13 protein-coding genes are annotated in these 13,416 nt (G+C 55.3%); 1 reads left to right on the plus strand and 12 read right to left on the minus strand.

Annotated features, from left to right (window positions below):
• Positions 1-40 precede the first annotated feature (40 nt).
• The 6 genes from QOX26_RS03615 to QOX26_RS03640 form a co-directional block, all read right to left on the minus strand.
• Entirely contained in the window at positions 41-1,201 is a 1,161-nt protein-coding gene (locus QOX26_RS03615) for a BMP family ABC transporter substrate-binding protein (RefSeq protein ID WP_283673521.1), read from the minus strand.
• Positions 1,202-1,421: 220 nt separating this feature from the next.
• Positions 1,422-1,655 (minus strand): PRC-barrel domain-containing protein, encoded by a 234-nt coding sequence (locus tag QOX26_RS03620; RefSeq protein WP_283673522.1) that lies wholly within the window; start codon positions 1,653-1,655, stop codon positions 1,422-1,424.
• Between the two features lie 13 nt (positions 1,656-1,668).
• Positions 1,669-2,529 carry a polysaccharide deacetylase family protein gene (locus QOX26_RS03625; RefSeq protein ID WP_283673523.1) on the minus strand — a complete coding sequence of 287 codons (861 nt, stop codon included), beginning with the start codon at positions 2,527-2,529 and terminating at the stop codon, positions 1,669-1,671.
• Positions 2,530-2,610: 81 nt separating this feature from the next.
• Positions 2,611-4,044 carry a 4Fe-4S dicluster domain-containing protein gene (locus QOX26_RS03630; protein WP_283673524.1) on the minus strand — a complete coding sequence of 478 codons (1,434 nt, stop codon included), beginning with the start codon at positions 4,042-4,044 and terminating at the stop codon, positions 2,611-2,613.
• Between the two features lie 46 nt (positions 4,045-4,090).
• A complete protein-coding gene (locus QOX26_RS03635) occupies positions 4,091-4,651 on the minus strand; it encodes a FumA C-terminus/TtdB family hydratase beta subunit (protein WP_283673525.1) in 561 nt (186 codons plus the stop codon).
• A 2-nt stretch (positions 4,652-4,653) separates the two neighbouring features.
• A complete protein-coding gene (locus tag QOX26_RS03640; protein WP_283673526.1) occupies positions 4,654-5,397 on the minus strand; it encodes a hypothetical protein in 744 nt (247 codons plus the stop codon).
• A 172-nt stretch (positions 5,398-5,569) separates the two neighbouring features.
• On the opposite strand from QOX26_RS03640, the gene ilvA reads away from it, so the two are divergent.
• Complete coding sequence (ilvA, locus tag QOX26_RS03645; RefSeq protein ID WP_283673527.1) at positions 5,570-6,781, plus strand: threonine ammonia-lyase; 1,212 nt, start codon at positions 5,570-5,572, stop codon at positions 6,779-6,781.
• Between the two features lie 85 nt (positions 6,782-6,866).
• Here the strand turns inward: ilvA and QOX26_RS03650 are convergent, their stop codons facing one another.
• From QOX26_RS03650 to QOX26_RS03675, 6 genes are all read right to left on the minus strand, one after another.
• The gene (locus QOX26_RS03650) at positions 6,867-7,202 is read right to left on the minus strand and encodes a hypothetical protein (RefSeq protein ID WP_283673528.1); all 336 of its coding nucleotides are present in this window, start codon (positions 7,200-7,202) and stop codon (positions 6,867-6,869) included.
• Between the two features lie 50 nt (positions 7,203-7,252).
• Positions 7,253-7,765: a Gx transporter family protein gene (locus QOX26_RS03655; protein WP_283673529.1), complete on the minus strand. Its 513-nt coding sequence runs from the start codon at positions 7,763-7,765 to the stop codon at positions 7,253-7,255.
• A gap of 13 nt (positions 7,766-7,778) precedes the next feature.
• Complete coding sequence (locus tag QOX26_RS03660) at positions 7,779-8,150, minus strand: NusG domain II-containing protein (protein WP_283673530.1); 372 nt, start codon at positions 8,148-8,150, stop codon at positions 7,779-7,781.
• Positions 8,140-9,135, minus strand: coding sequence for an FAD:protein FMN transferase (locus QOX26_RS03665; protein WP_283673531.1), 996 nt, complete (start codon positions 9,133-9,135; stop codon positions 8,140-8,142). Before QOX26_RS03665 ends, QOX26_RS03660 begins: the two co-directional genes overlap by 11 nt.
• 114 nt (positions 9,136-9,249) lie before the next feature.
• A complete protein-coding gene (locus tag QOX26_RS03670) occupies positions 9,250-10,980 on the minus strand; it encodes an ammonium transporter (RefSeq protein WP_283673532.1) in 1,731 nt (576 codons plus the stop codon).
• Between the two features lie 127 nt (positions 10,981-11,107).
• The gene (locus QOX26_RS03675) at positions 11,108-13,195 is read right to left on the minus strand and encodes a glutamine synthetase III family protein (protein WP_283673533.1); all 2,088 of its coding nucleotides are present in this window, start codon (positions 13,193-13,195) and stop codon (positions 11,108-11,110) included.
• Positions 13,196-13,416 lie beyond the last annotated feature (221 nt).

A 13,416-nucleotide genomic window follows, 5' to 3' on the forward strand; every position in this document is an offset into this window, starting at 1 on the left:
GTTCTGATGCAGCCACAGGCGGCCGGATCATTTGAGGTGCTTACGCAACCTCAACATTGCGGTAGTACCAAGTGCAGGTACCGTAATCCGCACCGTTCAGCGTGACCTTCTCGCCGGTGTTGGTCTCCAGCTCGGTCTTGCCGTCAAATACGTCCCAATCGCCGGACATAATCTTGTCCTGCGCTGCCTTGATGGCGTCAGCCGTGCCGTCTGTGCACAGATCGGACAGCGGAGCCAGCTTGACAAGGCCGTCAGCCATGTCGCCGAAGTAGTTCGAGCCGTCCCAGGTGCCGTTGATGGCGTCCTCGACTGCCTTGGTGTAGTACACCGACCAGTCCCACATTGTGGAGGTCAGAACAGCGCCCGGCGCCTTCTCAGCCATGTCGGAGTTGTAGCCGATTGCCCATACGCCGGCCTTCTCAGCAGCCAGAGCCGGGTTTGCGGTATCACAGTGCTGTGCAATTACGTCGCAGCCGGAGCTAATCAGCGCTTCAGCAGCCTGTCCCTCACCCTCGGGATCGAACCAGTTGCCGGTAACCTTAACGAATACCTTAGCATCGGGGTTGACAGACTCAACGCCCATTGCAAATGCATCGATGCCAGAGGTGCACTCGCCGTTTTCAGCGCCCTGTGCAGACACATAGCCAATCTTGTTCGACTGGGTCTTCAGGCCCGCTGCGATACCGGACAGGTAACGCGCCTGATAAATCTTACCGAAGTAATTGGTGAAGTTTTCCCCGTTGGACTTGTAGCCGGTACCGTGTGCAAACAGCACTTCCGGATATTCGGCAGCCATCTGCTCAACATAGTCCATATAACCCCAGGAGGTTGCGAAAATGACATTGCAGCCCTCTTCCACGCACTCTTCCAGTGCAGTCTGGATTGCGGTTGCATCGGAGTCGTTTACATTGATCTTGCGGACAATCTGGCTGTCCTCCAGACCCAGATTCTTCTGCATACCCTGCACACCCAAATCGTGGGTGTAGGTGTAGCCGGAGCCTTCCGCCGGATCGGTGATGTGGATTACGCCAACCTTAATGTCTTCCTTTGCAATGGGTGCAAACTTACCGGTCTGCTCCGCCGTTCCTTTGTCGCCTGCCGGTGTACCGTTGTCCGCCGGTGCGTTGGAGGGCGAACCGCAGCCCGCCAGCATGGTCAGCGCCATTGTTGCCGCCAGCATAGCGCTCAAGAGCTTCTTCATTTTCATTTTTCCTCCCAATTTTACAATTCCCGCTGTCAGGAGTCCGCAAAACAGGACAAAACTTCGTTTGTGCTCTGCCCGCGTGATTCGTCGGAATTCCTATATCAGCGAATTTTCGACACAATGATTAGTATAATGTCCATGCGAATATTTGTCAACCTTTTCCCGCCACCAAGCGGCTCTTCCACAGCAAATTTTGCTATTTTCACCTGTCCTCTTCCTATTTTCTCCATCTAACCAATATATAGTCTTCCCCAAGTGTCTCGATACAATTCCAAGGGATGATACATTCGTCCCTTGCCCCCAGCAACCCCAGCATACCACCGCGTCCCGGCACAATGATTGCTGTGATATTGCCCCCGACCTGATCGAACATCAAATCACTCACTTCGCCCAGCCGCGCACCGTCGCACAGGTTGATTACTTCACGGCAATGCAGCTCAGAAAAACGCATGCACTCCACCTCATCACTCTCCCAGCGCTTTTTTCATATAGGCCGCCGTCGACATCACTGTCGGACGGTTAAACCGTCCCATTTCATAAAGACATTCCGGATCGCGCGTCACCGTATTAACCCGCTCCTCGCAGCCGAGCGTGCACAGAAATCCCATATCCTTGAGAATCTGTTCACTCTCGTCCGAACACGCGCCGAACGGATAGGTATAACACTGCGGCGTCGGCAGTCCGGCCTCAGTCAGCAATTCCTGTGTCTGCTCGGTATCCTGTCGCAGGAAATTCGCATAGCTCGACTGATCCTCTCCCCTGCGCCGCAGACATCCGCGCCGCTCGCCGTATTCATGCAGATTCCACGAATGGTTCTGCACTTCGATGACATCCTGCATTGCGCTCAGATGCTCCAGCTTCAGGTGTGACCAGTACGCATTTTCCTGACCATTTTGCGAAAAGAAATCCGTTTGGTAGCCAATAATTGAAATTACCGCGCGCATACCACGATCCTTAAGCAGCGGATAGGCATATACATAATTGTTATAATACCCATCATCAAAAGTGATCATAACCGGCTTTGCAGGCAGCTGCCCGCTGCCATCTACATAGGCGAGCAAGTCGCTCACCGTGATGGTTTCATATCCTTCTTTTTTCAGATAATCGAGATCGGCTCCCAATACATCTGGGCTGATTACGTACTTTCCCTGCCGTGCGCCATCTTTTAAAATGCTGTGATACATTAGAATCGGTACGCGCACCGCCACTTCCTCTCCAAACGCCGTCACGCTGTCTGCACCGCCCCGTACCAGACCGATCAGACCGCACAACGCGAGCACCGTGCAGACCACCTGCACTGCCGTGCGTCGGAATCCCAGTCTCAAAACAAATCCCCCCTCGGACGTTCTTTGCAATCAAAGATATGTCCGAAGGGGGCGTTTTATGTGTGTTCTGTGCGTTTCGCTTTACACTTGAACTTTGTAATTCTGGAGTGCGGTCTTGATTTCCCGGTTTTCAGCCTTCTCTCCGTACTTATCGACCTTCATGCGGCTCTTCGGCTCGTGGTTGAGACTTGCCGCGCCGCCCACACAGCCGCCGACGCAGGCCATGCCCTCAATGAAGTTCTTGTCCAGCTTGCCCGCTTTGGCCTTAAGCAGCGCAAGCTTGCAGGCCTCGATACCGTCGCAGACCTCCGCCTTGACCTCAAAATCCAGACCCTTCTCGCGGGCGGCTTCGAGCACCGCTTCCGTCAAGCCGCCGGAACGACCGAAAATACGACCCCACGGAGAAGCGTCCGCCATGGCGGTTTCATCCATGACCGACATGTCGATTTCCTTGGCGTCAAGCATTGCCTGCAGTTCCTCAAAGGTAATTACGCAGTCAATCCACAGGTCAACGGTCGGTTTGCGCTGCTCGGCCTTTTTCGCCGTGCACGGGCCGATGAAAATCGTTTTGACCGGCATTTCTGCGTTGACCTTAACATACCGGCCAAGCTCCGCCATCGGTGATAGATTATGTGAAATCTTGCCGGCAAGCTCCGGCACTTGTTTCTGAATGTAATCAACGAACGCCGGGCAGCAGGACGAGGTCAGAAATCCCTTTTCGACCAGTTCATCCGTCTCCTTGGAGGCCACCATATCCGCACCCACCGCAGCCTCTACCACGTAGTCGATACCGAGTGCGCGGATACCGCTCACGACCTGCCCCAGGCTGCCATCCTCAAACTGTGCCGCCAGCGCAGGCGCGACAATTGCAACCGTGCGATAGTTTTCACCGCCCCGCGCGTTCTTGATGATATTGATTGCGTCAACCATGAAGGATTTGTCCATAATCGCGCCGAACGGGCACTGATAGACGCACGCGCCGCAGGCGATGCACTTATCCAGTTCGATGCCCGCCTTCTTTTCCTCATTCATCTTGATTGCGCCCACCTTGCATGCGCGTTCGCAGGGACGCACATGCTCGGTAATTGCTCCATAGGGGCAAACCTTAGCGCACTTGCCGCATTCGATGCAGGCATCAGGATCAATGATGGCCCTGCCGCTCTTGGACTTGGTGATGGCGTTCTTCGGGCAGTTCTTGATGCAGCGCTGTGAAATACAGCCGCGGCACGATTCGCTGACCTGATACCGTTCGACCGGGCATTCATCGCAAGCAATCGGAATGACCTCAATCACATTCGGGTTGCGGCGATCACCGCCCATCGCCAGTCTCACACGCTCCTGTGCGATTGCGCGCTCCTTGTAAATGCAGCACCGCATGGTCGCCTTGGGGCCGGGTGAAATGATTTTGGGAATCTCGTAGTAGCTTTCCATTAAATTGCCGTCATACGCGCGCGCCGCAACCTCTTTGAGCACGCGGTACTTGAGCAGTTGTACATCGGTTTCAAACTTGCGCACTGAATTATATCCTCCCTATCCCTCTCACAGGATATCCTTTAATCCCCTAATCCCCTTGCTTTTTATAAGCTTCTACGCCCTCGCGATACAGGTTGCCGCCTACGCAATCCTGCGACACGATGGCTGTAAAATTCTCGACCGTCAGCCGCTTGACCGACTCACAGCCCAGCTCGTCATACGCGATGACCTCGACGTTCTTGATGCTTGCCGCCTTGGCTGCACCCGCACCGCCGATTGCGACCATGTACACCCCGCCGTTACGCGCCATTGCATCCTGAACCGCCTGACTGCGCACGCCCTTGCCAATCATGCAGCTCAGGCCCGCATCCAGCAGCCGTGGTGCAAACGGATCCATACGCCCCGAGGTAGTCGGGCCGACCGAACCAATGACCTGTCCCGGCTTCGCCGGCGTCGGGCCGGCATAGTAAATCGCCGCGCCGTCCAAATCAAACGGCAGGCTTTCTCCCGCGTCCATCGCTGCGACAATTCTCTTGTGCGCCGCGTCGCGCGCGGTATAGACCATACCGGTCAGCGTGACTGTATCACCCGCTCGCAGACGGGATGCCATTTCCTTGAGCTGTTCGGTCTTTAAATCGTAATGTGCCATGCTTATTCCTCCGTTTTCGGGCGCAGGTTATTGAGAACGTCCCGCAGGCCGTTCTTGTTCTTGACGCCCGTCTCGCTGATCGGCGGCTCGGATTTGCCCAGCGTGCCGCTGATGCGGTCTAGTTCACCGAGCACCTCTCCCGCCTTGCGTGCCATTTCAGCCGACTCGGCTTGGCTGCGCGACAGCACGGCGCGGTAGTTTTCCTTTGTTGCATCCAGCTGATGCTTGACCTCGCTGATCAGCTCCATCGACTGCCGGCGCAGCTTATGCAGCTCATGCTTTGCGTCCTCTTCGATTTGCTTGGCGCGGCGATAGGCGGAAAGCTCCATCTCGGCGATTTTTTCCTTGCTCGCCTCATATTCGCCGCAGCGCGCGCTCAACCGCTCATTTTCTCCGGCAAGGCGCTCATTTTCCTCCGCCAGTGCGGTGGCGCGGGCGCTCTGCGCCTCGATTTCGGTGGTTTGCAGCGTAAAGCCGTTTTCAATCTGGTCAAGCTGTGTACGCACCTTGTCAGCGTCCAGCGTCATTTCGCCCAACCGTTCGAGCAACTCGGCGTTTTTCTCCGTCAGCAGTGCATTCTGCTCGCGCAGTTCCTGCAGCGCATTCTGCGACTCGGTCAGCTGCTTCTGCATGGTGTCCGTCTGCTCAAAATACCGCCGATCGACCTCTTCTATGTAGCGCAGCACATCTTCGCGCTTAAATCCGCCGAAGACCGCACTGCGAAAGCCTGTGTTTTGCTCGTCCATGCCTTTTCCTCCATCGCACACTTTATCTATGTTACAAGTATAACAAAGCCCCTGCGGAATGGCAACACATCTTTCTCCTTTATTTGTCCTGCCGGACAGTGCCTCCTTTTTTCTTGCAAACCTGCTAAAATGGTGCTAAGATAAAAAGTACTATGATAATTGGAGAGAAATCATGCTATCATTAAAGGATTTTGAAGCGGCCGAGGATCGGCTGAAAAACGTCATCCATGACATTCCGCTTTCGACCTCGCACACCTTTTCGGATATGACCGGGGCCGAAGTTTATTTAAAATATGAAAACCAGCAGAAGACCGGCTCTTTTAAGGTGCGTGGCGCGTTTAACAAAATCATGAAGCGCTATGCCGAGGGCGGGCTTAAGGCCGTCGTTGCTTCCTCCGCGGGCAACCACGCGCAGGGCGTGGCCTTCGCGGCAAGCTCAATCGGCGTGCCGTCCACCATCGTCATGCCCCGCTCCACCCCGATTGCCAAGGTTTCTGCCACGCAGGGCTATGGCGCCGAGGTCGTGCTGGCCGGCAATATTTATGATGAAGCCTATGCCCGCGCCTGCGAAATCTGCGAAGAAACCGGCGCCGAATTCATCCATCCGTTTGACGACGAGGATGTCATGGCCGGTCAGGGCACCATTGCACTGGAAATCCTGCGCGATCTGCCGTTTGTCGATATGATTTTCGTACCAGTCGGCGGCGGCGGCCTGATTTCGGGCGTTGCAGCCTGCGCCAAGCAGATTAATCCCCGCATTCAGATTATCGGTGTGCAGGCAGAGGGTGCGCCTGCGGTCGCCAATTCGCTCCGTGTAGGTGAGCTGACACCTTCCGAAACCGTGCGCACCATTGCGGACGGCATCGCGGTCAAGACCCCCGGCACGACTACCTTTGAATACATCAAGCAGTATGTTGACCGCGTGGTCACTGTATCCGATGCCGAAATCGCCTCCACCGTACTGTTGCTGCTCGAACGCACCAAGCAGGTCGTTGAGACCTCCGGCGCAGCCTCTCTTGCAGCCGTGCTTGGCAGCAAGGTCGATATCAAGGGCAAAAAAGTTGTCTGCATCCTCTCGGGTGGCAATATTGATGTATCCTTTATCCACAAGATTGTGGAAAAGGGTCTGGTCACTCGCTGCCGTCACCTGAAGTTCTCCACAGTCATGCCTGACGCACCCGGCGCACTGGAGCGCTTCGCTCATCTGGTCGCTGAACAGAATGCGAACATTATTCTGTTCCAGCACGACCGCGTACAAGCGGATTTGGACATCGGCGAAGCCATCATTCAGGTTGTATGCGAGGTCGGCGGTGTAGAGCATGCCAAGCGCCTGATTGACAACCTGAACAAGCAGGGCTATCAAATTTTTACAACGCAGGTATAACACAAAGCGGACGGTTCATCCCGTCCGCTTTTTATCGGCATAAAAAAACAGCTTTCGTTTGAAAGCTGTTTTTTTGAGTCTCTATTTACGGAACGACCGTGTTGTTCTCAGTCGTTACACCTGTACCTTTGTCCGTCGTGTTATTGGTGTTAGCGCGATCATTCTGACCGGTTACTGCATCGCCAACGTCCTTAGCGCCGTTTGCAACTGCATTGCCTGCGTCATTCAAATCCTGCTCAACATTGCCGCCCAGCGTACCGTCGGTGGTGCCGGCGTTGTTGGCGGTGCCATTGGTCGTGCCGTTGGTCGTACCGTTGGTTGTACCATTGTTTCCAGTATCATTCGGGGTAGTTGCCGTGTTTGTGCAGCCGCAGCCGGTCAACATGGCCAACAGCGCCAGCATAGCGATAAGCGTTTTCATTGCATTTCCTCCTTGCGTGTTTGCTCATAGTATGGGAGGCTTTTTTCACTTTATACGCTAAAATTTATTTTTTTCAAATGTGACAGCGCGACCGAGCAGGTGAGGCCGGTCACAAGACCAAGCGGCACCGCCATCACCAACAGGAACGGCAGATAAGCAATCACCGCACCCGTCCCCATCCAGAAGATCGCGGCAATAATTTGACCGATGTTATGCGCCGCCGCACCTGCCACGCTGACACCCAAGAGCGAGCAGAAGCGTCCCTCGATATGCAGCAGCGCCTGCATGACGAGGAGTGACAGCAGCCCTCCTGTCATCGAAAACAGAAATCCGGTGATGCTGCCGAGCAGCAGCGAGGACAGCGCGACGCGGCAAACCAAAATCGCAAGCGCATCACGCGGCTGCAGGCGGGTCAGTGCAAAGAGTGTCACAACATTTGCCAGACCCAGCTTCACCCCGGGCACAGGAATCACCGCATCAAGCGGAAACAGACGTTCGGCAATCGACAGAACAATTGCAAGGGCGGTAAGCAGACCGCAAAGCGTCAAGCGTTTGAGTTTCATGCATTCCACCTCTTTACGATACAATCACGTCAACTTCACTCGACGCACCAACTAATTTCACAATCATTTTATTCGGCAGGCAGACTGCGACCTGCCCCGCATGCGTCAGCGTTCCCGTGCGCACGCACACCTGATCGTGACAATCCGCCTGCGCCATGCGGGCAGTTTTTCCGGAGAGAATAACCGTATTATGCCCGTCCACCTCGATGGTCTGTTCGGTCGTATCGGTCAGCGCCACCCGCTCAATCAACTCACTGCCCCGCCAAACTTCGGCATACAGCCGGTCGCCCGCCGTCTGAACCGCCAAAACCACCGCAAGTGCCGCCGCACCGAGCAGAACGGCCGCAATGATAACGGCATCTCCCCATTTGAGCCTACGAAGCATAGGTATAACCCTTATCTTCGCCCACAAAGGAGAATTCGCAGATTTCCGACACCTTGGAGGTTGTATAAATCTCTTTTTCCGATGTAATAAATACGGCCGCAATCTCATTCTGCTCGCAGAATGCCATGCCCTTTTCCAACCCCATCACAAACAAAGCGGTCGTCATTGCATCCGCACGCACCGAGCTTTGGTCAATCACGGTTACGCCGCGCAAGCCGCTATCCGCGGGATAGCCGGTCGCGGGATTAAAAATATGGTGATACCGCTTGCCGTCTTGCTCAAAATACCGCTCATAATCGCCCGAGGTGACCACCGAAAGCTCCTGCACCGCGACGGTCGCAAGGTAGTCGGCGGTATCGTCCGGGTCGGCGATGCCCACGACCCACGGCTTGCCGTTATTGGTGCCGACGGCGTAAATATTGCCGCCGAGCGCAAGCAAGCCTTCGTTGCCCGCGTCCCGCAGGATTTGCGCGCACTCGTCTGCCGCTGCGCCCTTCGCAATGCCGCCAAGGTCGATTTCCGCGCCGTTTTTCAATGTGACCTGACTGCCGTTTACCTGAATATTCTCCCAGCCGACATGTGCCATCGCCTGATTGATTTCCTCCTGCGCAGGCACGTGTGCGGCCTCTGTGCCAATGCCCCAAAGGTCGGTCAGCGGCGCAACAGTCGGGTCAAAGCTGCCGCTCGTCGCTTCAATCTGCGGCAGGGCGAGCGCAATGTACGCTGCCGCTTCTGTTTCAATCGCTGCACCGTTTGCGTGATTCAGGCGATAGATTTCGCTGTCCTCCCGCGTGCGGCTGAGCAGCTTGTCCAGCGCATTGACGCGCTGCTCGACTGCGGTCGCCGTCTGCTGGGCATCCTGTCCCAGTACGCGCGCCTGCATAAAGGTGTTCATTGCGAAAAAGTCGGTGGAATATTCCTGCGCTTTGGGCGCACACGCCGTCAGACAAAAAAGCGGCAGCAGCGCCGCTAAAAATCGTTTCATCATCTTTGCTCCCGTTTCAAAATCATCTTCCATTATAGTATGTTCCGCGAAAAAGCGCAAGAAAAGGATGCTCCGAAGAGCATCCTTTCGCACATGTATGCAGCATTTGGAGAATCAATCGTCGTACTGGAGCGCGTCGTAACCCTCTGCACCGGTACGGACCTTGATGACATTTTCCACATCGTAAACGAAGATTTTGCCGTCACCGATGTGTCCGGTGTACAGCACCTTCTTGGCGGTGTCCACCACAAGGCTGACCGGCACCTTGGATACTACCATCTCCATCTTGAGCTTGGGCAGCAAGGTCACATCGACCTCCGCACCGCGGTAGTACTCGGTGGCGCCCTTCTGCGTGCCGCAGCCGATGACATTGGTGACTGTCATGCCGGCAATGCCGATTTCGTTCATGGCGTTTTTCAGTTCCTCAAACTTGGATTGTTTTGTGATGATAACCACCTTGGACAGCTTGTGTTCGCCGCCCTCGGTCGTAATCTTCATCACCGGAACCGCCTTTTCCACCGCAACCGCGGGCTCGGAGAGCGCATGCTCCTTCGCGGACTTTTCACCGGACTTCGTGCCCATAACGCTCGGAACAACGGGCATGAAATCGGCGTAAGCAGAGGTCAGGCCATGTTCCTTGACGTCCAGACCCTGAATTTCCTCAGCCTCGGTCACGCGCAGACCAATGGTGTGCTTGATGACCTGAAACACGATGGTCATGGTCACGGCAACCCACGCAATGACTGCGGCAACACCGAGAATCTGGATGCCGAGCATGTGTGCGCCGCCGCCGTAGAACAGGCCTTCGCGTGTGATATCATTGCCGTTGTAGTACGCGAACAGACCGGTCAGAATCGTGCCGCCTGCGCCGCACAGACCGTGTACACCAACCGCACCGACCGGATCGTCGACCTTGAGCTTCTGGTCAACAAATTCGATGCCAAATACCACGATGAAACCGGCGATGATGCCGATTGCAGCCGCACCGGCAGGCGTTACCATATCGCAGCCCGCAGTGATGGCGACCAGACCGGCCAGCGAACCGTTCAGCGTCATCGAAACGTCAGGCTTCTTGTAGCGAATCCAGGTAATACACATAACGGTAACGGTCGCAACCGCTGCCGCAAGGTTGGTGGTAACAAACACACGCGCTGCGGTTTCGGCTGCGCCGTCGGACAGCGCAACGGTAGAGCCGCCGTTAAATCCGAACCAGCAGAACCACAGGATAAACACGCCGAGTGCGCCGAGCGTCAGCGAGTGACCGGGAATCGCGCGCGGCTTGCCATCCTTGGTGTACTTGCCGATGCGGGGGCCGAGAATCGTCGCGCCGACAAACGCCGCAACGCCGCCAACCATATGCACCGCAGTGGAACCTGCAAAATCATGAAAACCCAGCTCAGAGAGCCAGCCGCCGCCCCAAATCCAGTGACCGGAAACCGGATAGATTAAGGCCGAAATGACCATGGAATAAATGCAGTAAGACGAGAACTTGGTGCGCTCCGCCATGGCGCCCGATACAATCGTCGCAGCGGTCGCGCAGAACACGGTCTGGAAAATCAGCGTCGTCCAGTCAAATCCCTCGCCGACAACGCCGTCGGCGAAGAAGTCAAAGCCGCCGAAAAATCCGTTGGCCGATCCGAACATGATGCCAAACCCGATAATCCAAAAAATCGGCGTGCCGAGCGAAAAATCCATCAGATTCTTCATAATGATGTTGCCCGCGTTCTTGGCACGGGTGAAACCGGTCTCGACCATTGCAAAGCCCGCCTGCATAAAGAAAACGAGCGCCGCGGCAATCAAGGTCCAGCCTACGTTGACAGAAGATGCCAGTGCTGTGATGTCCATTGTAAAACCCCCTGAAAATAAATGTGGCGTGTATTTCCGCCGCTCCTTTTCAGGAAACGAGGAAATACACGCCATTGTGTATTGTAAACTATTTTACAAACAAGATATTAAGAACCGCCAATGTGTGTTACACGTAGAACAGGATATCCGAGTAAGTCGGGAACGGCCAGTAGGTCTTGCCGACCTTGGATTCCAGCTTGTCAGCCGGCTCGCGAACCGCTTCCATTGCAGGAATGACTACGTCATGATAATAGTGCGCGATGTCTTCGGGCGAAGCATCCGGTACGTCGGCAATGCATTTTTCCAGCGCGGTGCACTTGGTGTACAGAGTATCTGTCAGGGCAGAAATGTCGCTCAGCATGGACTGCTCTGCGCCGCCGGCAATGCCGATTTCCTTCTTATCCTTGACAGCGCCCGCCAGTTCCTTCTCATACGCAATGCACGCGGGAACGATTTCCTGACGAACCATATCACTCATGGTCAGCGCCTCGATGTGCAGGGTCTTCGCGTACTCTTCGAGCAGCGTCTCCTCACGGGAATCCATCTCGGTCGGTGTGTATATGCCGTGCTTGACGAACATCTCGACGTTCTTCTCATCCGTGTAGTGCGGCAGTGCAACGTCGGTCGACTTCCAGTTGAGCAGACCGCGCTTTTCCGCCTCGACTACCCATGCATCGTCATAGCCGTTGCCGTTGAAGATAATGCGCTTGTGCGCCTTAATCTCACGCTGCACCAACTTGAGCATCGCTGCCGGGAAGTCCTCTGCGCCCTCCAGCTCATCCGCAAAGACACGCAGCTCTTCTGCAACTGCAGTATTGAGCATAATGTTTGTGCAGGCGATGTTAAAGGTAGAACCGAGCATACGGAACTCGAACTTGTTGCCGGTAAAGGCAAAGGGCGAGGTACGGTTGCGGTCGGTCGTATCCTTCGGGATGGACGGCAGAACGGGAACGCCCAGGCTCATCTTGGTCTTGGTCATATCGGTATAATCAGCGCCGGACTCGATTGCGTCGAGAACAGCCTGCAGCTCGTCGCCGATAAACATGGAAACGATAGCCGGAGGCGCTTCGTTCGCACCCAGACGGTGGTCGTTGCCCGCACTTGCAACCGAGATGCGGAGCAGATCCTGATACTCATCCACAGCCTTGATAACCGCGGTCAGGAACAGGATGAACTGCGCGTTCTGGCTCGGGCTCTTGCCGGGCTCGAGCAGGTTTTCGCCCTCATCGGTCGAAAGAGACCAGTTGTTGTGCTTGCCGGAACCATTGACGCCGTCGAACGGCTTCTCGTGCATCAGGCAGATGAAGTCATGCTTCTGCGCAACGCGCTTCATGACCTCCATGGTCAGCTGGTTGTGGTCGGTTGCAATATTGGTGGTGGTGAACACCGGCGCCATCTCGTGCTGTGCCGGCGCTACCTCGTTATGCTTGGTCTTGGCAAAGATACCGAGCTTCCACAGCTCCTCATCGAGCTCCTGCATAAAGGCGGCAACGCGGGGGCGGATCGAACCGAAGTAATGATCCTCCATCTCCTGACCCTTGGGGGGATTTGCGCCGAACAGCGTGCGGCCGGTGAAAATCAGATCCTTGCGCTGTGCGTAATCATGCTTGTTAATCAGGAAATACTCCTGCTCGGGGCCGACGGTCGTGGTGATGCGCTTCACATCCTTGCCGAACAGCTTGAGTACGCGGCAGGCCTGCTTGCTGATGGCATCCATCGAACGGAGCAGCGGGGTCTTCTTGTCAAGAATCTCGCCGGTGTACGAACAGAATGCGGTCGGAATGTACAAAGAGCCGTCCTTAACGAACGCGTAGCTCGTCGGGTCCCATGCGGTGTAGCCGCGGGCTTCAAAGGTGGCGCGCAGACCGCCCGAGGGGAAGGAGGATGCGTCCGGCTCGCCCTTGATGAGCTCCTTGCCCGAGAACTCCATCATAACGCCGCCGTCATCGGTGGGCGAAATGAACGAGTCGTGCTTTTCAGCGGTGATGCCGGTCATCGGCTGGAACCAGTGGGTGTAGTGGGTTGCACCCTTGCTGACTGCCCAGTCCTTCATCGCGGTGGCCACGACGGCGGCCACATCGGCGTCGATTGCCGTACCCTCGCGCATGGTCTTCTTCAGTTTCTTGAAGATGTCCTTGGGAAGGCGTTCCTTCATGACGGTCTCGCTAAAGACCATGCTGCCGAACAGCTCGGGGACGTTGCTTGCTGTGCTCATAGAACGTATCGCTCCTTACTATGTTAATATAAATGGACAACAAAGTGAAATAAATAAAAAACGGCGCTGCGGGTCGTGTTCCCACAGCGCCTTTGCTGTTTACACTCTGAATTATATCCACCGAACCTTTCTTTGTCAAGTCTCAGCCGCACACTTTTTTTCTTTTTGAAAGATTTATTGCAAGATAGTTAATTTGTATCTATTTGTCGCCTATCTTTTAT

The organism is Butyricicoccus sp. Marseille-Q5471, from assembly GCF_951230135.1.
Classification (GTDB): domain Bacteria; phylum Bacillota; class Clostridia; order Oscillospirales; family Butyricicoccaceae; genus Agathobaculum.